A 20,521-nucleotide genomic window follows, 5' to 3' on the forward strand; every position below is an offset into this window, starting at 1 on the left:
ATGCCAATAATTTATGGGGCAACCGCCCAACAATGGGATCACTTTGCGAATGCGCTGAACTTAGCGGCAGATTTACTGCCTGTCGTTTCCGATCCAAATGTTAAAATCTCCCCCCGCAGTCGGATCAAACGTGCGGGGAAATTGCCGTCTATTGTCAATAATAACGGTTTTATCGCAGGGTTAGACAGCTGGCCGAATCGAAAAGTGGAAAAATCGAGTATCGAAGCGTGGAAAAAAGACTCACGTTTAGGAATATGTATCCGCTTAGGAAAATCAGAGTACTGCGTTACTACTCGCAAAGTACTGCGTCAAGAGGCAGAAAACAGTAAAAAGTACTGCGTAACAGGTCAAAAAACAACCTACGCAGTAGTTGGCACAGGGTACTGCGTAGATGAAAAAAGTGCTGATGACGCAGTACTTTCAGATAAAGTACGCAGTAGTTATATCTATGCCCTCGATTGCGATCTTGAAGATGACGATTCACTTCAAATGATTAGCAATTCACTATTGCAAGTCTTAGGCTTAACACCGCCGAGACGCTTCCGTTCCAATGCGAATAAATGCTTGTATTTGTTTGCCGTAGAAGGCGAACCGATGACTAAGCGGGTTATGCGTCTTGAAAATGACGAGATAATCGAGTTTTTAGGCAAAGGACAGCACTTTGTTGCCGTCGGTACTCACACCAGCGGCGTGCGCTACGAGTGGGAAAATGGGTTACCAACTGAGATTCCGGTGGTGAGCGCCGAAGCCTTTGAAAACCTGTGGGCGGCATTGGAAATGACATTGCCGCTGAAAAATACTCAAGCCAGTGCGCTCTCTAAAAATCGGGATTTATCGCACGGTGACCGCACTTCGGTTGATGAAGTGACTAAATATTTAGATCAGCATTGGACGGTATTCGGTATCGGCAACCGCGGCGAACGCTTTATTAAATGCCCGTTTGAACATGAGCATACCAGTGAGGGCAACGACACCTCTACCGCCTATTTTCCTGCCGATACCGGTGGTTTTGAGCGAGGTCATTTCAAATGCCAACATGCACACTGCGCACACCGTAACGACGGCGATTTCTTAAATGCGATTGGCTTTCGGGATAATGATTTCGAGGATGTCAAAGAGAACGAGGAAATTGCCGATAAGGTCGCCTATTTCTGCAAACGCTATCTGTATATGGCGGAGAACGACCGTGTTTGCGACCTCGATAGCACCCCGCATTCATACAAATTCAAACTCAGCGAGTTCAAAAACTACACGGCTAATGTTACCCGAACGGTACTGAAAGGTAAACAGCAAGTGCAAGAGCCAATCCATAAAGCGTGGTTGGAACACAAAGACCGTAAATCGGCAATTGGGTCGGTCTATTTGCCAGGGCAACCTCGGTTGATTATGGACGAAAACAAGAACTGGCTACATAACGAATTCTATTTGCCGCAAATCGACACCGTTGAGACACGCGAGTTTTTACCGCACTTTTTGGCGCATTTGGAATATCTGATCCCCAATATCAAAGAACGTAACCATTTTATTCAATGGATGGCGTCACTGCGCAAACACCCTGAACGCCGCAATAAGGTCACGAATATGCTGGTGGCAATTGCACACGGCACGGGGCGTGGCTGGGTCGTCGAACTGCTGCAAAAACTGCTTGGGCATTGGAACTGTAAAAAATGCAAAATGGCGGATTTAGTCGATGGGCAATTTAACGGCTATCTGCACCAATCATTACTCTGTAGTGTCGAGGAAGTCAAAGAGCGCAGTGAACGCTTTGCAATCAGCGATAAAGTGCGGGATACGCTGACGGAGAACTATCTTGAGGTCAATATCAAGTATGGTGCGAAGCGCACACAACCGGTTTACACCAACTTTTTCTTTATGACAAATCATACCGATGCCTTAGTAATCAAACAGGAAGACCGTCGGATCAACGTGTTTGCCGGTCCTGAGCAGGCGAAAGACAAAGCCTATTATGACCGCTTATATCGCTTGCTTGATAACCGGCAATTCATCGCCGAAGTCTATTCTTACTTAATGCAAATCGACTTGAGCGATTACCAATGGACACATTCATTCGATACGCCGGCACGCCGCAATATGATTGAATTCAATATGAATGATACAGAACGTGCCTTTACCGAGTTTATGTCAGATCCGCCGGCGTTAGCGATGACAATGCCTCAGGTCGTTGCGTATCTTAAAGGCGGCAATGATTTTGATAGCGAAATCGACGAGTATCAGGTGAGAAAACTGCTTCAACAGTATGCAACACCTTACACTCGTTTTCGGGTCGGAGATAGACGCGTACGACCTTGGTTGTTATCAAAAGAAGTGAAATTATCTAAAGAATACATAAAACAAGAGCTGCTGAAGATTGCAGATATTTGTCCACTTGAATTTGAAAAATAAAAAGTAGTGGGACAAATAAAGTCTTGTAAAAACAAGATATTAGAAAAATTTTGTCCCACTGTAAAAAATCAAGTGGGACATAAAAAATTTAATTTAAATCAATATGTTATTTTTAAATTTTAGTATTTGTCCCACTGTCCTACTAAAAATAAAGTTATAAAGATAAAAATTTAGCAACGCAGTAGTGGTAACGCAGTACTTATTTTTCTCTATAGAGTTTATAAAAACTACGGGGACACTCAGTTAGTGGGACAAAGAAGCGATTTTCTTAATAAAATTAGTATGTTAAGTGTGTCCCACCAGTGGGACAAGATGGAACGGGAGAAAAGGCGATGACCAAAGATGAAGTGAAAGATACTTTAACGGCGTGGGGCAATTGGGCTCACTGCCGAAAATACGGAACAGAATACCCAAGCAAAGCACTTGGATTGCAAGGGGCGGCAAGCGAGCCGGATCATCGGTTACTCTGTTCGGACGAAAAAGGCTTGGAGGTGGAAAGTGCGGTATCCTGTTTAAAAAAATATGATACGTTGGGACACGCAATGATAAATGCCTACTATATCGACAAAATCTCGATTAATCGGATTATGCGCTCAATCCAAAAATCCAAATCTTACACACTGCAGGTTTTCAACGGTGCAGAAGCCTATATCGGGGGAATTTTGAGCCAATCGCGAAAAAATAAGTATTGACAGTGGTCGTCCAGTCTACTAGTATTTTGCTATATCTTGCGGTAAGCGCAACTCGATAATACCAAATATAGATTTCCATAACCCTGATTGGTTTTCCAGTCGGGGTTTTTTATTGCCTATAGAAAAGGATTTCCCCATGCCAAGCCGTGACCCGAACAACTTAGATTCCTTTCTAAGCTGGATTCCGATTTTGTTGATTTCCGGCTTTGGCGGTGTCGCCAAATATTTAACCGATAGACAGTACAACAAAACACGTTGGAATATTTGGGAATTTCTTTCACAAATTCTCGTCTCTGCCTTTGCCGGTTTTATCGGTGGCTTAGTTTGTGTTTCCAGTGGTTTAGATCAGAACATGACATGGATCGGTGCCGGGCTGTCAGGCTACATGGGCAGTATCGCATTGAATGCGTTTTGGCGTTTCTTTTCAGCAAGAACAGGAGTAAACCATGACTAATTTTAAATTTGGCACAACCAGTGAAATTCGGTTGCAAGGAGTTCACCCTGATTTAGTCAAAGTCGTCCGTCTTGCACTAAAAAAATCCCCTGTTGATTTCGCGGTGATTGAGGGCAAGCGTTCTATTCAACGGCAAAAGCAACTCTTCACCGCTGGCAACAGCAAAACGATGCGCTCCCGACACTTGACCGGTCATGCGGTGGACTTGGTGCCATTGCCGGTGGATTGGAATAATAAACAAGCCTTTAATGACTTAGCAGCAGTGATGTTCGAAGCGGCAAAAGAATTGGGTGTGTCAATTCGTTGGGGTGGAGACTGGAACGAAAATGGGCGATCTGATGACGAACGCTTTTACGACGGACCGCACTTTGAATTGACGTGGAGGGCGTACCCATGAATGCGATATTACTCTCTTTCCTCAAAGCGTGTTGTGCCAATGTTGATAAGGCAGCCAAAGTTTTTGCAGTAATTTTCGTGGTTGGGCTACTGTGGCTGCAATATGAAAACAAAATTCAAATCGAGAAACAATCACACACGATTGATGCACTGCGTATCACGGTTGCCGAACGCAACGCTGAATTAAAACGCTTGAATGATACGCTGGCAATCCAAGCAGATATTACCAAACAACAACTGGCACACGAACAGGAAAAAAGGGAGCAAGCCGATGATCAAGTTAAAACGATTCGCGAGTTGCTCAAGGGCAATGTATGTGGCGATACTCACGCCCCTGCTGCTGTGCTTGAGCAGTTGCGCAAGTGAAGCGGTAATTAAGATTGAGACACACATGATCACCCCACCGCCGTCACTGCTAATCCCCTGCCCTGAGCCAATGCTACACGGTAACACCTACACCGCCATCACTGAGTATGCGGTGTTGCTTAAGCGTGACTTGCGGATTTGTGCAGGACGGCTGCAAGGCATAATTGATTATACGGAGGCGGTTCAGCGTGAAAAGTCGGAGTGATTGGCATCATCTGTACTATCGTAAGTCATGGAAACAGCTACGCTTAGATCACCTAGCCAAAGAACCTCTTTGCGTTTACTGTCAGCGTGACGGCAAAATAACACCGGCGACAGTTGTAGACCACATTACAGCGCATAAAGGTGATTTAAATTTATTCTTTAATCCTAACAACTTGCAGTCATTATGTAAGGTTCATCATGATAGCTCAAAGCAACGAGCAGAATCAAAAAATATTAACGAAATTGGTTGTGATGTAAACGGTTTTCCACTCGACCCTGAACACCCTTTCCATAATTGATAATGAATATCAAATAGGGGGAGGGTGGGTAAAAAGTTCAGCACTTTCGCCTGAACAACCGCCCATGGAACACACTTTTATCGCTAATCCAGTTTTTCCATTGAAAATTAGAGTATTAATAGGTTTTATTTATGAGTGGACGAAAATTAAGAAGTGATAGTGCCGCCGCTCAGGTCATGGCGGCAAAAGCTGCACAAACCCAAATATTACCGCCTGAAAAACTCAGTAAAGTCGAATTACAGTATTGGAATCAAATTATCAACAGCCGTGCCGGTGACTCTTGGACACCCAATGACCTGATCCAAGCGATGAACCTATCTAAGCTGTATGTCGAAATTGATAAACGACAGAAAGAAGTGGAAAAAGTCGGGCGTTATTTTATTGCCGCAAATGGCGAACCAAAGCTGCACCCGCTACACAAAATCATTGAGGATCTGAACTCGCGCGCATTATCGATGTGCCGAGCATTACAGATCCACAGCCGAGCAACTAATGGCGAAAGCCGAGACCAAATCAAGAAAAACAAACTGTACAGCGACACCCGAAAATTCATTGAAGATGACGACGGACTACTGGCAAGAATAAATTAATATGACTAGAGCTGAAAAAGTAATCGCCTTCATTGAGAAATATTGTCTAGTGCCGGAGGGCAAATTAGTCGGAAAACCGATACGCCTACTCCCCTTTCAGAAACGATTTATCATGGAAGTTTATGATAATCCGGTTGGCACTAACCATGGCATGCTCTCTATTGGCAGAAAAAACGGCAAGACCGCGCTTATTGCCTGCTTATTACTGGCACACCTTGTCGGTCCGGTAGCGATTCAAAACTCACAAATTGTCAGCGGCGCATTGAGTCGTGAACAAGCAGCATTGGTATTCAATCTCGCCGTAAAGATGATCAACCTTAATCCGGAGTTGCAGGATATTGCTCGAATTATCCCGTCTGGCAAACGCCTGATTGGTCTGTTGATGAATGTGGAATACAAGGCCCTTGCCGCCGACGGCAAAACCGCACAGGGTTTATCGCCCGTGTTGGCAATTCTTGACGAAGTCGGGCAAGTACAAGGCAGCCAATCGGCATTCGTGGACGCAATCACCACGGCACAAGGGGCGCATGAACACCCGCTCTTACTGACAATCAGCACACAGGCGGCAAACGATGCAGATTTACTCTCAATTTGGATAGATGATGCGCAAAACAATCATGATCCACATACCGTTTGCCATGTGTACACGGCAGATAAAGACTTAAAAATTACCGATCCCTCCGCATGGAAACAGGCAAACCCAGCTTTAGGGGTTTTCCGCAGCGAGGAAGACATCGCAAAACTGGCGGATAAAGCCAAACGGATGCCGGCATTTGAAAATACGTTTCGCAATCTGAACCTGAATCAACGGGTCAGTACGGTTTCAACCTTTGTCAGTGCCGACACCTGGAAAGAAAGCGGCTTAGTGGCAGAAACACCGGACGGCTTAATCGTCTATGGCGCACTGGATTTATCGGCTCGCACCGACTTGACCGCACTTATCTTGGTTGCACAGAATCCAAACGGCACAATTAACGTGTATTCCTATTTCTGGACACCGGAAATCGGTTTGAAAGAGCGCGCAACCAAAGACCGCGCACCATACGATGTTTGGGTCAAACAAGGGTTTATCCGCACTACACCGGGCGCAACCGTCGATTATGCCCATGTGGCCAAAGACATTGCCGAAATCATCAGTGATTTTGATATTCAAGCCATTGCCTTTGACCGCTGGCGAATTGACGTACTCAAAAAGGAATTGGATCAACTCGAGTTAATCCTCCCCTTAGTCCCATTCGGACAAGGGTTCAAAGATATGTCACCGGCAATAGATCGCTTGGAAAGCGATCTGCTCAATGCCCGTTTACGGCACGGAATGAATCCGGTTTTAACCATGTGTGCGGCGAATGCGGTTATTGCGCAAGATCCGGCAGGCAACCGCAAATTTGAAAAACACAAAGCAACAGGGCGAATCGACGGTATCGTCGCATTAGCCATGGCACTCGGTATCGCAGAAACAGCGGTGCAACCACAAGACATTGACAAATACTTAGAGGACATCATCATAGCATGACAACATTAAACGACAGCGGCTGGTGGTCACGCTTTTACGGTCGATGGTTTGGCGGTGCTAAACGACTGGATAAAGGCGATATAGCCACCCCACACATCAGCCAAACCACCGAATCCGGCAATATTGTCAATGCCGAAACCGCACTTAAACTCTCGGCGGTTTGGGCGTGTGTCAAACTGCGCAGCCAAACCATTGCCTCTTTGCCACTCCATTTACGCAATAGTAATCGCGAACAGGCAAACGAACACCCGCTTTACCGGATTATCCACGATTCACCGAATGCCGATATGTGCGCCAGTGAATTTTGGGAAGCGCAAAGTGCCAGCCTCGACCTATGGGGTAATGCTTACAGCTTGATCAACCGCACTTCGGGCAAAATTGTTTCTCTTGATGTATTAGATTCGCAATGTATGCGTGTCAAACGGGGGCGCAACGGCGAAATTATTTATCTCTATGACAAGAATAACAGTGACGGCGGTGAATATCTTGAAAGTGATATTCTGCATTTTCGCGGCTTCACTCTTGACGGACTTATCGGCTTGTCGCCGATTCAGTACCAAGCACAATGTATCGGCGCACAAGTTGATGCCAATAAAGCCGCTTCCTCCGCGTTTAAAAATAACCTGAAAGCCGGTGGCTTTATCAAGACCGGTAGCCGAGTATTGACCGACGAACAGCGCAGTCGAATGCGGCAAAATTTAGCCACATTCAGCGCCCCGGAAAATGCAGGAAAATGGATGGTGCTTGAAGCTGAAATGGAGCCTGCCAATTCAGCAGGCAGTTGGATCAACCCACTAGACGCACAACTACTCGAAAGCCGCTTCTTTGGCATCGAAGAAATCTGTCGAGCGTTTTCCGTGCCACCGCAACTGATTTACCGCACCGATAAAGCCTCATCGTGGGCTTCGAGCTTGGAACAAACCAATCTGGGTTTCTTAACGTATTCGTTGCAACCAACCCTGAAACGGATTGAACAAACGATTAGCCGTAAACTGTTCCAGCCGAGCGAGCGTAAGGAATTCTACCCTTTGTTCAGCGTTGAAGGGTTACTACGGGCAGATAGTGCCGGACGCGCAAACTTCTACGCACAAATGCTGCAAAACGGTGTCATGAGCCGTAACGAAGTGCGCAAACTGGAAAATTTACCACCGGTTGATGGCGGCGACACGCTGACCGTACAACTGAACCTTACATCTATTGAAAAAATCGGGGTGGAAAATGACACTCAAAACTAAAGATCTACAATTCAAAGCCGAAGCCGTCCAAGATGACGGTTTTTTTTCGGGCTATTGTAATGTATTTGACCTGAAAGATAGCTACGGCGACATCGTACGCAAAGGCGCATTTGCTCAAACCCTGTTGGACTGGGCGGGAAAAGGCAAAATGCCGCCGGTGCTTTGGAATCATGACCGCAATCAGCCGATTGGGGTTTGGACATCACTCAAAGAAGACGATCACGGCTTATACGGTGAAGGGAAATTATTAATTAATGATGTAGCCCGAGCGAAAGAAGTCCATGCGCTACTCAAAGCGGGAGCAATTGACGGCTTATCTATCGGCTATCGCCTGAATAAATGGACCTATGACGAAAAGGACGATGTGCTAGAAATCTTAGATGTAGATCTGAAAGAAGTCTCGGTCGTCACCTATCCGGCAAACGTGGAAAGCACGGTTTCCAATGTTAAAACCGCACTTTTACACGGTGAACTGCCGACCCTATCCGAATTTGAAAAATTCCTGCGTGAGGCAGGCTTTTCCAAAATGCAAGCTACAGCTATCGCGGGGCATGGTTTGCGCAAACTCCTTCGGGGCGAGCCTGAAAAAACAGAAGTTGATACCGCACTTACCATTTTAAAATCAATTAATACGGGAGAATAACGTATGCCAGAACAAAATTTAGAACAGCTTGCCACCGAGCTGAAAAAAGCCACTGACGGCGTAAAAGCCATGGGCGAAGAATTGCAAGGGCGCATGGGGAAAGGTGAAAAAAGCCTCGATTCCTTGAAAGAACAAGTGGACGAAGCCTTATCTTCAATGGGCGATGTCAAAAGCCGCTTAGATGAAGCCGAACAAAAATTGGCACGTCGTGGCGCAAGCGATACTCAATCCGGCAAATCATTAGGGCAACAACTGGTTGAATCGGAACAATTCAAAGCCTTTGCGCAAGATCCACGCTCAGGGCGCTCCGCTCGCTTGGACATAAAAGCGACTATCACCAGTGCCACCGCCGATGCCGCCGGTTCAGCCGGTGCGTTAGTGCCGGAACAACGCTTACCGGGCATTATTGCGCCGCCGGATATGCGCTTAACCATTCGCGACCTCTTGGCGAAAGGGACAACCAGTAGCAACTCAATCACCTACATCAAAGAAACCGGCTTTACCAACAGCGCCGGCTATCAGAAAAAAGAGGGCGACAAAAAGGCGCAATCGGATCTGAAATTCGGAGAAGAAACCGTCGGCGTGAAAACCATTGCCCATTTTATGAAAGCATCACGCCAAATCTTAGACGATGCCGATATGCTGCAAAGCTATATCAGTGGACGGCTATTCTTTGGCTTAAAACTGTTCGAAGAAAAACAATTGCTGAACGGCACCGGCAGCAATGGCGAGCTAAACGGAATTTTAACGCAAGCGACAACCTTTGCTGATCCGGCAAAACTGACCGAATACACCATTATCGATCAGCTTCGCCTTGCATTATTGCAAGCAATCATTGCGGAATACCCACCAAACGGCTTTATTTTGAATCCGATTGATTGGGCGAAAATTGAATTGCAAAAAGACGGACAAGGTCGCCACATCATCGGCAATCCGCAAAGTTTGGCGCAACCGACACTGTGGGGGCTTTCTGTTGTACAAACCCAAGCAATGACAGCCGGACAATTCCTGACAGGTGCATTCAACTTAGGCGCACAGATTTTTGATCGCCAAGCGTCCGCAATTGCGGTATCCACCGAAAATGAAGACGACTTCATCAAAAACTTAGTCACCATCTTGTGTGAAGAACGCCTAGCGTTAGCAGTTTACCGCCCGGAAGCCTTTATCAAAGGCACATTGGCGGCGAAAGCAGCAGTCGGCGGCTAATCTCCCTGCCCTCTTCGGAGGGCATTTTTTTGAGGCGGGAGCGATATGTTAATTACGTTGGAACACATTAAACTGCATTGTCGTATTGATCACGATGAAGAAGACAATCTGTTAATCGGTTATGCCAATGCGGCACAGGATTATCTGGAAGCGCAACTCAACCGCAAGCTATATCAAGCTGAAGCACCTGAAAACGATCCGGACGGAATGGTGATCAACCACGCCTTACGCCACGCCATGTTAATGCTGGTGGCGCATTGGTACGAACACCGTGAAAGTGCGGTCATCGGTAATGGCGCTGTCAGCAAAGAGATCGAGGACGGGGCATGGCGACTGCTCCAACCATACCGAATTATGGGGGTGTAGCGTGCAAATCGGCAAACTCCGACACCGTATAACCTTACAGCAGCAAATCAGCACACTAAACAGCTACGGTAGCGCGATCACTGATTGGGAAGATGTCGCAACCGTTTGGGCAGAAATCAAACCACTATCAGGGCGAGAATACTTTGCAGCAGAACAAGTGCAGTCGGAAATTACCACCCAAATCTGGTTGCGTTATCGTCCGGATATTCAGCCGACCATGCGGGTGAAATGGGGTGACCGCACTTTTGAGGTGGTTTCGGCAATCAACCATAACGAGCGGAATACTGCACTGCAACTGATGTGCAAGGAGCGAATCAATGGGCAGCGTCACGGTTAAAGTCAGCGGGCTAAAAGAATTGCAAAAAGCAATGGGGGAACTTGGTAGAAAAGCCAGTAATCGCATCGCCGTTAAAGCCATGCGAAAAGGCGGTGCTATTGTGCGCGACAAAGCGCGCGCCAATGCACCAGTCTTAACAGAAAACGTACCGCACAGAAAAGCAGGTACAGTAAAAAAAGCCATTTCTAGCCGCACCAAAATCGGCAGAAACGGCAAAACCAACACCTATGTTTGGGTGAAAGGGCTTTCTACCAAGCAAATCCTCAAATTCAAGGGCAAAACAGGCAGAAGCGGTGCATTTAATCCGAAAGATCCGTTTTACTGGCGTTTTTTGGAATTCGGCACATCAAAAATGCCGGCAAAACCCTTTATGCGCCCAGCTTTTGAGCAAAGCAAACAACAGGCGGCAAAAGCCATTATTGACACCTTACGCACCGAAATTCTCAAGGAAGGCAATCAATGATCCAAGAAAAACTCTACTCCGCCCTGTCGCCTTTGGTGTCGGGGCGTTGTTTTTATGAGGTCGTGCCGGAAACCAATACCGAGTACCCGGTTATCGTGTATCAGTTTCCACTGATTTCGCCTAATTCCGCACTGGAAGACGGTGATTTAGACGATTTTCAGGTACAGATCGATATTTATAGCCGCCATTCGGACGATGTTTTTAACTTGCGCAAACCGGTCTTTCTGGCATTAGAAAACGCGTTTGAATTTGCGGAACGCATTAACGATCACAGCGATTACGAGCCGGACACCAAATTGCACCGGCGATTAATTTTATACACCATAGCATATGAGGGCTAAACTTATGACAACACAAACCACCCCGTTTCAGGGAACAAAATTTTACTTGGGCAAAGGTATTGTACAAAACAGTGAAAAAACGATTACCGCGTGTGAAGTAACCGATGTCGCTACAATCACCATTGCAGACGGTACCTTTGCTAAAGGCGACTTAATCCGAATCACAGGCTTAGGCAGCCTTGACGGTTACTACCCTGTTAAATCGGCTACCACCACCAAAATCACCTTTGCCGACGAAGTGGATTGGTCGAACTTCGACAAACCAACGGTATTCACCAATGCCAAAGCGGCTAAAGTAGATTGGTCATCAAATTTCTGTGCCATCAAAAATATTGAAATTGACGGTGACACCTTAACCGAAGAAGACGTTACCACCATGTGTTCAGAAGGCACGGAAACCGAACCGGGCGACATCGAATTCGGTTCGGTCAAACTGACCTTTTTCTACGCGCCTGCCACGACAATGCAAGCGGATCTCCGTAAGAAATTCTACGGCAAAGAAACGTTCCCGTACAAAATGGTACTGCGCAAAGAACAAGGCTCTATCTACGGCACAGGCTTCATTCAAACCGGTGCTAATGCCTCCGGTGAAGTCAAAGGCAAATTCGAATCCGGTATCACGATTAAAAAATCAAAACGCGATTACTTGCTGCCGGTGGCGTAAGCCGAACCGCACTTTTATGCCCTGCTTCGGTGGGGCTTATTTTTGACTAAAAGGACATCGTTATGACACAACAAAATGGCAACCGCCAAGATTTATTTGCAATCAAACCTAAATTAACTCCCGTTGAAATTCACGGCAAAACGTTTTTTATCCGTGAACTTAATGTCGGTGAAACCAATAAAGCGCTGTACGGACAGCGTGCTGCGTTGCTTAAACTCGCCCAAGAACAAAGCATTGAGCTGAACATGGAAGACGAGCTGGTGCTGACCATGCAGCTACGCAACGTGTACGATCCGTACACCCTCGCACGCAACATTGCCACACGTTTATGTGACGAAAACGGCAAAAACCTGTTCAATGCCGATAGCCAAGACGACTTAGATCAGATTTTGACCCTCGACGGCTCAGTGCTTGACGCAATCAATAAGGTCTTGGCAACGGAAGAACCGGAAAAAAACTCACCGAACGCCGACGATTCCAACTAACCCTATCGTTGGCGTTAGGCAAAACGCTACAAGAAATCGAAACCATGCCCGAACCGCACTTGCGTGAATATCAGCAATTTTATCAAGAGCAACCGTTCGGGCTGTGGCGTGACGATTTCAGAACAGCACAAATCGCCTATTTACTGGCAGCCGTCAATTCAGATCCGAAAAAATCATCACCGAAACTCACCAACTTTATGCCGTTCTTTACGGATAAAAGTGCGGTGGCGGACGATGACGACGATGGCAGCGAAGAGTTTTTGGCGAATAGATAGCCCGAATAACCGGGCTATAAATTTGATCCGGCTCACTTTAATTGTCAGAAAATTATGATAATGTTGCTCTACATTTTGATAACAAGGAGCAAAAATGAAAAAGGTATTGACCACCATTTTACTAAGCGCATTCCTTACTGCATGTATAGGCAGTCAAGGAATGAAAAAGGATAAATTATTACAAGAAAAACCAACACTTGACCTAATAACCACAAAAACTGTTGATGAATATTTTCAATGTATTAAACCATTTTGGCTACATCATTTAGGTTATCATGAAGAAAAAAGAGAAAATGATATTCGATTAAGTTCTACTCCTAATGTAAATGTTGTCAGATTTATTTTGGATATAAAGAAAGCATATAAAGGCAGCAATATCTTATTTTATAATGGTACGCAAACAACATTTGCTTTAGGTGATGTTTTATACCCAATAGAAAATTGTGCGAAATATTAGGCAGAAAAATGGATAAATTTGTTGTCGTTGACATTGAAACTGCGAACCCCAATTTAACTTCTATATGCCAAATTGGAATCGCTATTTATCATAATGGTGCGCTGGTAAAAACTTGGGATTCGTTGATTAATCCGTGTGACTATTTTGATCCTATGAATATATGTATACATGGAATAACCCCCTCACAAGTAAAAAATGCGCCTACGATTATACAAGTTAAAGACCAAATACTTTCATTATTTAGTAAGTATGTGATCTGCTCATATGGTGCCTTTGACAGAGTATCGCTAACAAGGTTATTTCCGGAAATAGATAATGAGTGGCTTGATATTATGCGCGTTGTTCGGCGTTCATGGAATAATAAATTCTCAGAAAAAGGATATGGACTTGCCAAAGTTGCTAAATATTTAAATATAAGATTAGAAAATCATCACAACGCTCTTGATGATGCAATTATTGCAGGGGAAATTTTAAATAGAGCAATATGTGATAGCGAGCAGGATTTATCTTTTTGGCTTTCTCGCATCAAAAAACCGATGGATATAGAAAAGGCTATAATCAGTAGAATAGGCAATCCTGATGGTATTTTATTTGGAGAAACAGTTGTATTTACAGGAGAATTATCAATTCCAAGACGTGAAGCCGCAGAGAAAGCGGCTATAGTAGGGTGTAATGTCGTAGATGGTGTATCAAAAAAAGTGACTATGCTCGTTATCGGTATTCAAGATAAAGATAAACTAAGAGGCAAAGAATTAAGCAATAAAGAAATAAAAGCTCAAGAACTAATAACTAAAGGTCATAATATAATGATCCTGTCCGAAAGTGATTTTTTCAATTTGATAAATGAATAGTTGACATACCTTCTATAAAAGCGGAAAACCGCACCCGACAGTGATCTGCCCCCAAAAAGTTGGACGATTAAATGATGCTGGGTTGATTTTAATTGATGACCTGTCCGATGCTGGTGGCGAAGATTACGTTGCCCTTTCTCTAATGTGGCAAGGACACGCGTTTCTAGACAAAATCCGAAATGACAGCATTTGGAACTCGGTTAAAAGTACGATCAAAACAAAAGGTGTCGATCTCTCGTTTGACTTGATAAAAACCGTGACAACAACGGCAATTAAAGGGCTATTTAATTGAAAAATCGGCGAAATTGTGTTATATATTGAGTAGTTGATAATGAGGGAGGTGGTTATGTTTCGTTGGCTTGTTGATCGAATGATTGATGCTGCGGCATTGGTGTTTATTCCAATCTTTGCTTTTATTTTTTTAAGCGACTTCTTTTTATCAAGAACTACAAATGAAAGATTATTAATTCTTGCGGTTTTATTTGGACCTTTGATTATTTTTTATTTAAACAAATACCAAAAATATCAACACAGTAAGAATAAATGATTCAAAACATACAAGGTTACTAAGCTCGCTTCGGCGGGCTTTTTTTTATGGGAGAAATACATGGCTGGGGCATTAGGTGGATTAAATATCTGGATTGGACTAGATAGTGTTGCCTTTCAAAAAGGGTTAGATAAAGCAGAATACCAAACGCAAAAATTTGTAAAAAGTACAGATAAGGCGTTCAAAAATGTTGAAAAAAGCCTGAAAAATTTAGAGAAGGCTAGTGGTTGGGCTACTAAAGGCTTTTTAGGCGGAAAGGCTGTAGGTCTAGGCAAATCAGTTATTCAACATGCCGACGCTTATACCGAAATCGGCAACCGAATGAAATTGGTTACTTCAAATTCAGTAGAAAGTGCGCGTGCAATGCAAACGGTATTTGATGTCTCACTGCGCACCAATCAAAGTGTTGATGGAACTGCACAAGTTTATCAACGCTTTGCACAAAATGCGCAGCAACTTGGGATTAGTCAAGCGCAAGTTGCCAGCTTAACAGAAACCGTCTCAAAAGCCGTGGCGATTTCAGGGGCAAGTGCGGCATCGGCGCAAGCGGCATTAATGCAATTCGGGCAATCTTTAGCCTCTGGTGTTTTTCGTGGACAAGAATTTAACTCCGTCATGGAGCAAACACCGGGATTAGCGCAAGCTATCGCTAGAGGCTTAGGTGTTACCATAGGTGAACTTCGCCAAATGGCAAATGACGGCAAGCTGACAATGGACGTGCTTATTCCAGCGTTGGAAAAAGCCAAAGCCAGTGTAGATCAGCAATTTTCAACGCGTGTATTAACGGTATCAGCCGCATTCGAAAATCTGAAAACCGCCACCACCCAATGGATCGGCGAACTCAATACTGGCACTCTCAGTACGAGTACTTTAGCTAAAGGAATTAATATTGTTGCCAATAATTTTGATCAGGCAACAAAAGCTGCCGCTGGTTTTGCGGCAATCGCAGGCTATATCGCGCTACGCTCAAAAATTTCTACACTTGCAGATAATCAAAATCAAAAAATGTTGGCTCAACAACAAGTTGTACTTGAACAGCAAAAAGCAACCGCATTGGCACAAACTACGCAAGCGAATTATTCCAAAGTGCGGTCAGAATATGACTTAGCGAAAGCCGAAATCAGCAGTATGCAAACGACACGCCAACAAATTGTCGTTGAGCGTGAAAAACTTGCGGTGCAAATTCAAGGCGCGGCATCTTATTCTGAGCGTAAGCTCTTAAGCGCGGAATTAGCGTTGCTAACTCAAAAAGAAACGACACTGACGCAACTACAAAGTGCCGCTGAACAAAAAATGATAGCAACCAAAAAAGGGTTAAAAATTGCCTATGCTGAAAATGCTGTAGCACAAAGTGCTTATTCTGCGGGCATGATCAAAGCGGGAACAGCAACCAAACTTTTTCAAGCCTTATCAGTTGGTGTTCGTAACGAATTAAAAATGCTCAAAGTCGCATTTTTAACCAACCCTATCGGAATAATGCTGACGGGTGTAACCGCCTTAGCAGGGCTTTATATGCTACTTGGTGATTCTACCGATGAAGCCAAGCGTGCGCAGTTAGAATATGCTGAAGCCCTTGATGTCAGTGAAAGCGCATTGAAAAGCATGACCGCGGCGCAGGTCGAGGCGAATGTGACGTTGCTGTCTGCCGCAATCGCGGCACAGTCCGCAGCATTGGAAAAATTAACCCAACAATATGAGCGCGCTAAACAAGCCGCGAAAGAAAGTAGCATTACCACCTATGATAGTTTTGGTGGTCCATCTTATACCTACAACAAATCTGACAAAGAGATGGTAACCGCGCGGCAAGAAGAGGCGCGGCTGTTGCTGGCGGTGAAAGAGGCGCAGGATAAGGTAGCGGCTTCCCAAGAGAAATTGGCACAGTTGGCTGGCATTCAAGCTGATAAAATCAAAGATGAGTTAAATGCGGCATTGAAAGACAGCGGCGTTATTTTGCAGCAGCTTGATCCGGATATGCAGAAATTTGCCAATGAGTTGCTCGATGTGAATAGCCATGTGCTGACCCTTAATCCGAATTTGAAAGCCTTAATGGGAACAACCTTGCAATTGGCAAGTGCGGCGGTGCAAGCGGCTTTAGGTTTGGAGCAAATGAACCAAGCCAAAAACCAAGTGTATAGCGACAATGCGCAGCAGGAAATTGAACGGCTACAGCGTCAAGCTAAGATCGCTGGTGCGAAAACTGATAAAGAACGGATCAAATACCAAGTGGAAGACTACCGTGCAGGCTTAGAAAAGCGTGCGGAAAAAGACGGTTTAAGCCAGTACGATATTGACGGTATGGCAGCGGCATATGAAAAGATGTTGGCAACTCGGCAAGGCAATAAGCCGACCAAATCCGGCAAAAAAGAAAAATCCCTTGAAGATTGGAAAACGGATTGGGATAGCTTCCATGATGAAATTCAACGCTCGAATGCATCGGCGATGAAAACGATTGAATTGAATGAGTTGCGTCTGTCGCAAAAGATTGATGAATTTCGGAAAAATGGGGTAATCAGCGAGGCGGAAGCGGCGGCGGCACGGTTGCAGATTGAGCAACGCTATATCCAAGAGCGGTTAGAACTAGCGGGGCAATACAATCAAGCCATCGCGGCACAGCAACGCTACAAAAAAATCATGGAAGATGTGACCGCACTTGAGAAGTCGGGGCATTTAACCAAAGACCAAGCCGACGAGGTGAAATCAGAAGCAAATTGGCAACTGTGGAAAGATCAGGCGGATAAAAGCGACCCGCTCAACGGGGTGACGGTAGCAATGCACGACTTCGGCAAAGCGACAGAAGATGTCATGGGCAACGTTGCCAACATCACGCAAAATGCCCTCGGTGGTATGTCGGACGCGCTGACGGATTTTGTGCTGACGGGTAAAGCGGATTTTCGCGGCTTAGCACAGTCTATTATCAAAGACATCACTGGCATGATTATCAAGATGATGATTTTCAATGCACTGAAGTCCGCTTTAGGTGGAACATCATTGGGTGCCGCATTGGGATTTGATGGTGGAGGTTTAGTCGGTTTTGACGGCGGCGGCTACACAGGACACGGCAATCGTCTAACCCCGGCAGGTATCGTCCACAAAGGCGAATACGTCTTGACAAAAGAAGCAACAAGCCGCATTGGTCGGGAGTATTTAGACTTTTTGAATTATGCCGGTGGCCGTGGTTTTGCCAATGGTGGTGGCGTTGCCGTGCCGAAAGTGCCGAGTATGAATTATCGTGCGCAAAGCGCAAGCAACAACGAAAACCATGTTGAGATTACGGTAAACGTCACGGAAAGCGGTCAGAATGCCGATGTACAAGCCAGCGGCAAAATGGGTGCGGAATTGGGGCGCATGATAAAAAGCAAAGTGCTTGAAGTGCTGAATGAACAAAGTCGAGCGGGAGGTATGCTGCGTGGAAGTATTTAACTATTGCCCTTTACCGGGCATGACGGTGGACAATGAACCGGCGGTAAACGAAGTGCAGTTTAATGACGGCTACGTTCAACGCCGCCCAAAAGGGATTAACAATCTACTAAGGAAATACCCGGCAACCTTTAAAGTGCGGAATGAAAAGCGTCTTGATGTGGACGCTTTTTTTATGCGTCATGGGGGCTATTTGCCTTTTCTTTGGCAAGATCCATACAGCGGAAAACAGGTCAAAGTGATTTGTAGCAAGTGGTCGGCAAAAATGGGGCGCACGCATACCGAATTTAGTTGCGAAATTAAGGAGACCCGATGAGACCGATTAGCACAAAATTTAAGGTGGAATTGAGCAAGCTCACCCAAGATGCGTTGCTTGAGCTGTGGGAGATTGATCTGCGCGCTATCAAAGACAGAGACGGCAGTTACGGCGATATTTACCGTTTTCACAACGGCTTAAATGGCGTGAATGCCGATGTTGTTTTTGCCGGCAACCGCTATACCGCATTTCCAATTCATGCGTCGGGATTTGAATCTAGCAGTCAAGGACCAAGCAACCGTCCTACCCTATCGATTGCCAATTTAAACGGTTTGGTTACCGCCATTTCTGAGCGTTATTCCCAAGCCGTCGGCGCACGAGTAAAGCGGGTGCTGGTGCTGGCGAAATACATTGATGCGGTTAATTTTGCCAGTGGTAAAAACCCCTACGCCGACACCAATGAGGGTGCAATCAGTCATTATCTGATCGAACGGCTATCACAATTGGATAATGATGTCGGCACTTTCGAACTGGCAAGCCCGGCGGAAACCGATAAGGCACGGATTCCGCTACGCATGATCACCGCAGATGTCTGCGCTTTCCAATACCGTAGTCCGGAGTGCGGTTACACTGGCGGCGCGGTTGCCGATGAATTCGATCAACCGACCAACGATCCAAAAAAAGACCGTTGCTCGCACTGTTTAACCGGCTGCCGATTCCGCTTTGGTAATGGCATATTACCCTTTGGCGGCTTTCCGTCAGTGAATAAATTTTAGGATATTCAGATGACACTCGAACAACACATCATCGCTTATGCCAAAAGCTACGAACCGCAAGAAATCTGCGGTTTTGTTGTTTTTGAGGGGGCGCAACAGCGATTTATTGCTTGCGACAATATTGCCGCTGAGCCGGAACGCTATTTTGAAATTCACCCGGACGATTGGCTGAAAGCGCAATTAGCGGACGGAATTGTTGCGCTGGTGCATTCGCACCCCGACGGATTGCCATTTTTATCCGAAGCGGATCGACAAATGCAAGTGCGGTCAGGCTTGGACTGGTGGCTAGTCTGTGATGAAAAAATTCACCAATTCCGCCATGTACCGCACTTGATCGGACGAGAATTTGCGCACGGCACGGCAGACTGCTACAGCTTGTTTCGTGATGCCTATATGCTCGCAGGGTTTGATTTTCCTGAATTTACTTACGATGAAGAATGGTATCGGGAAGAACAAGATTTGTATCTCGACAACATGGCTAAACACGGATTTACCTGTGTTAGCGAGCCGCAACCGGGCGATGTGATCCTTATGCAGATTTCTTCCCCTGTCGCCAATCATGCGGCAATTTATCTCGGCAATCAACAAATGTTGCACCATACCCCGAACCGCTTATCCAAGCGCGATATTTATGGGGGATATTGGCAACGCAGCACGCACAGTATTTGGAGGCATTCACAATGGCAACCGTCAAACTTCACGGCGATTTACAACGATTTGGCAGCCAGTTCGAATTAGCGGTAGAAAGCACCGCCGAAGCGATTCGCGGACTGTGCTATCAAATTCAAGGGCTGAAACGGCATTTAAACAACGGTTTGTACAAAGTGCGGATCGGTAATCGTTATCTTGACAACCGAGATGTTGGCAAAGGGGTACACGAGAAAATTGGCAAGCATACCGTGATCAACATTATGCCGGTGCTGGCAGGTGCGAAAAACGGCGGTATGTTTCAAATTATTGTCGGTGCAATTTTGATTGCCGCCTCATGGTGGGCTGGCGGTGCTGCGGGCTGGGCATATCTCGGCGCAACCGGATACGGCATGGCAACCGCCGCATTCATGATGGGTGCTTCAATGATGTTGGGCGGGGTTTCGCAAATGCTGACCAAAACCCCCAGCATGGATATGAAGCTATCGGAAAGCGAGAAAAAAACCAATACCTCATTTTCGGGCATTAAAAATTTAACCCCGCAAGGACGACCAGTGCCGCTGTTATATGGGGAAATGATGCACAGCTTTGTTTTAATCAGCCAAGGAACTGAAGTTTATACACCGGAGGAATAAAA

At 45.6% G+C, this 20,521-nt stretch carries 28 protein-coding genes; all 28 read left to right on the plus strand.

All coding sequences use genetic code 11. The annotated features are described in order from the left end of the window. The 28 genes from ACQ31U_RS00155 to ACQ31U_RS00290 all read left to right on the plus strand — a co-directional run bounded on the left by ACQ31U_RS00155 (nt 1) and on the right by ACQ31U_RS00290 (nt 20,519). On the plus strand, nt 1-2,403 hold the full coding sequence (locus ACQ31U_RS00155) for a DUF5906 domain-containing protein (protein WP_431052767.1): 2,403 nt from the start codon (nt 1-3) through the stop codon (nt 2,401-2,403). A 332-nt stretch (nt 2,404-2,735) separates the two neighbouring features. Next, nucleotides 2,736-3,095 carry an antiterminator Q family protein gene (locus ACQ31U_RS00160; RefSeq protein WP_431052769.1) on the plus strand — a complete coding sequence of 120 codons (360 nt, stop codon included), beginning with the start codon at nt 2,736-2,738 and terminating at the stop codon, nt 3,093-3,095. A gap of 136 nt (nt 3,096-3,231) precedes the next feature. Next, entirely contained in the window at nt 3,232-3,549 is a 318-nt protein-coding gene (locus tag ACQ31U_RS00165; RefSeq protein WP_431052771.1) for a phage holin family protein, read from the plus strand. Beyond that, entirely contained in the window at nt 3,542-3,946 is a 405-nt protein-coding gene (locus tag ACQ31U_RS00170) for a M15 family metallopeptidase (RefSeq protein ID WP_431052773.1), read from the plus strand. The genes ACQ31U_RS00165 and ACQ31U_RS00170 overlap by 8 nt, the downstream gene beginning before the upstream one ends. Further along, nucleotides 3,943-4,311 (plus strand): hypothetical protein, encoded by a 369-nt coding sequence (locus tag ACQ31U_RS00175; protein ID WP_431052775.1) that lies wholly within the window; start codon nt 3,943-3,945, stop codon nt 4,309-4,311. The genes ACQ31U_RS00170 and ACQ31U_RS00175 overlap by 4 nt, the downstream gene beginning before the upstream one ends. A 25-nt stretch (nt 4,312-4,336) precedes the next feature. Further along, complete coding sequence (gene lysC, locus ACQ31U_RS00180) at nt 4,337-4,516, plus strand: Rz1-like lysis system protein LysC (protein WP_431052777.1); 180 nt, start codon at nt 4,337-4,339, stop codon at nt 4,514-4,516. Then, nucleotides 4,500-4,814, plus strand: a complete 315-nt coding sequence (locus ACQ31U_RS00185) for an HNH endonuclease (RefSeq protein ID WP_431052779.1) — start codon at nt 4,500-4,502, stop codon at nt 4,812-4,814. Before lysC ends, ACQ31U_RS00185 begins: the two co-directional genes overlap by 17 nt. 131 nt (nt 4,815-4,945) lie before the next feature. Further along, nucleotides 4,946-5,404, plus strand: a complete 459-nt coding sequence (locus ACQ31U_RS00190; RefSeq protein WP_431052781.1) for a hypothetical protein — start codon at nt 4,946-4,948, stop codon at nt 5,402-5,404. A gap of 112 nt (nt 5,405-5,516) precedes the next feature. After that, nucleotides 5,517-6,917 carry a terminase large subunit gene (locus ACQ31U_RS00195; RefSeq protein WP_431052783.1) on the plus strand — a complete coding sequence of 467 codons (1,401 nt, stop codon included), beginning with the start codon at nt 5,517-5,519 and terminating at the stop codon, nt 6,915-6,917. Beyond that, nucleotides 6,914-8,152 carry a phage portal protein gene (locus tag ACQ31U_RS00200; RefSeq protein ID WP_431052785.1) on the plus strand — a complete coding sequence of 413 codons (1,239 nt, stop codon included), beginning with the start codon at nt 6,914-6,916 and terminating at the stop codon, nt 8,150-8,152. The genes ACQ31U_RS00195 and ACQ31U_RS00200 overlap by 4 nt, the downstream gene beginning before the upstream one ends. Beyond that, the gene (locus tag ACQ31U_RS00205) at nt 8,136-8,795 is read left to right on the plus strand and encodes an HK97 family phage prohead protease (protein WP_431052787.1); all 660 of its coding nucleotides are present in this window, start codon (nt 8,136-8,138) and stop codon (nt 8,793-8,795) included. The genes ACQ31U_RS00200 and ACQ31U_RS00205 overlap by 17 nt, the downstream gene beginning before the upstream one ends. Before the next feature lie 3 nt (nt 8,796-8,798). After that, nucleotides 8,799-10,001, plus strand: coding sequence for a phage major capsid protein (locus ACQ31U_RS00210; protein WP_431052789.1), 1,203 nt, complete (start codon nt 8,799-8,801; stop codon nt 9,999-10,001). Nucleotides 10,002-10,046: 45 nt separating this feature from the next. Continuing rightward, entirely contained in the window at nt 10,047-10,367 is a 321-nt protein-coding gene (locus tag ACQ31U_RS00215) for a head-tail connector protein (protein ID WP_431052791.1), read from the plus strand. Between the two features lies 1 nt (nt 10,368). After that, entirely contained in the window at nt 10,369-10,704 is a 336-nt protein-coding gene (locus ACQ31U_RS00220) for a phage head closure protein (RefSeq protein WP_431052793.1), read from the plus strand. Beyond that, complete coding sequence (locus ACQ31U_RS00225; RefSeq protein ID WP_431052795.1) at nt 10,685-11,167, plus strand: HK97-gp10 family putative phage morphogenesis protein; 483 nt, start codon at nt 10,685-10,687, stop codon at nt 11,165-11,167. The genes ACQ31U_RS00220 and ACQ31U_RS00225 overlap by 20 nt, the downstream gene beginning before the upstream one ends. Then, a complete protein-coding gene (locus ACQ31U_RS00230; protein ID WP_431052797.1) occupies nt 11,164-11,508 on the plus strand; it encodes a DUF3168 domain-containing protein in 345 nt (114 codons plus the stop codon). Before ACQ31U_RS00225 ends, ACQ31U_RS00230 begins: the two co-directional genes overlap by 4 nt. Nucleotides 11,509-11,512: 4 nt before the next feature. Then, a complete protein-coding gene (locus ACQ31U_RS00235) occupies nt 11,513-12,172 on the plus strand; it encodes a hypothetical protein (RefSeq protein ID WP_431052799.1) in 660 nt (219 codons plus the stop codon). Nucleotides 12,173-12,234: 62 nt separating this feature from the next. Then, entirely contained in the window at nt 12,235-12,657 is a 423-nt protein-coding gene (locus ACQ31U_RS00240; protein WP_431052801.1) for a hypothetical protein, read from the plus strand. An 8-nt stretch (nt 12,658-12,665) separates the two neighbouring features. Beyond that, complete coding sequence (locus ACQ31U_RS00245; protein ID WP_431052803.1) at nt 12,666-12,932, plus strand: phage tail assembly protein T; 267 nt, start codon at nt 12,666-12,668, stop codon at nt 12,930-12,932. Between the two features lie 94 nt (nt 12,933-13,026). Next, nucleotides 13,027-13,389: a hypothetical protein gene (locus ACQ31U_RS00250; protein ID WP_431052805.1), complete on the plus strand. Its 363-nt coding sequence runs from the start codon at nt 13,027-13,029 to the stop codon at nt 13,387-13,389. Between the two features lie 8 nt (nt 13,390-13,397). Next, nucleotides 13,398-14,240, plus strand: coding sequence for an exonuclease domain-containing protein (locus ACQ31U_RS00255; protein ID WP_431052807.1), 843 nt, complete (start codon nt 13,398-13,400; stop codon nt 14,238-14,240). A gap of 40 nt (nt 14,241-14,280) precedes the next feature. After that, nucleotides 14,281-14,532, plus strand: coding sequence for a DUF2513 domain-containing protein (locus ACQ31U_RS00260; RefSeq protein ID WP_431052809.1), 252 nt, complete (start codon nt 14,281-14,283; stop codon nt 14,530-14,532). A 54-nt stretch (nt 14,533-14,586) separates the two neighbouring features. Continuing rightward, a complete protein-coding gene (locus tag ACQ31U_RS00265) occupies nt 14,587-14,787 on the plus strand; it encodes a hypothetical protein (RefSeq protein WP_431052811.1) in 201 nt (66 codons plus the stop codon). A 60-nt stretch (nt 14,788-14,847) separates the two neighbouring features. Further along, nucleotides 14,848-18,207 carry a phage tail tape measure protein gene (locus ACQ31U_RS00270; protein ID WP_431052813.1) on the plus strand — a complete coding sequence of 1,120 codons (3,360 nt, stop codon included), beginning with the start codon at nt 14,848-14,850 and terminating at the stop codon, nt 18,205-18,207. Continuing rightward, complete coding sequence (locus ACQ31U_RS00275; RefSeq protein ID WP_431052815.1) at nt 18,194-18,520, plus strand: phage tail protein; 327 nt, start codon at nt 18,194-18,196, stop codon at nt 18,518-18,520. The genes ACQ31U_RS00270 and ACQ31U_RS00275 overlap by 14 nt, the downstream gene beginning before the upstream one ends. Continuing rightward, nucleotides 18,517-19,236, plus strand: a complete 720-nt coding sequence (locus ACQ31U_RS00280) for a phage minor tail protein L (RefSeq protein WP_431052817.1) — start codon at nt 18,517-18,519, stop codon at nt 19,234-19,236. The genes ACQ31U_RS00275 and ACQ31U_RS00280 overlap by 4 nt, the downstream gene beginning before the upstream one ends. Before the next feature lie 9 nt (nt 19,237-19,245). Further along, complete coding sequence (locus ACQ31U_RS00285; protein ID WP_431052819.1) at nt 19,246-19,974, plus strand: C40 family peptidase; 729 nt, start codon at nt 19,246-19,248, stop codon at nt 19,972-19,974. Then, nucleotides 19,917-20,519: a tail assembly protein gene (locus ACQ31U_RS00290; protein WP_431052821.1), complete on the plus strand. Its 603-nt coding sequence runs from the start codon at nt 19,917-19,919 to the stop codon at nt 20,517-20,519. Before ACQ31U_RS00285 ends, ACQ31U_RS00290 begins: the two co-directional genes overlap by 58 nt. The last annotated feature ends 2 nt before the right edge of the window (nt 20,520-20,521 follow it).

Origin of the sequence: Testudinibacter sp. TW-1 (genome assembly GCF_050613185.1) — a bacterium.
Taxonomy (GTDB): Bacteria; Pseudomonadota; Gammaproteobacteria; order Enterobacterales; family Pasteurellaceae; genus Chelonobacter.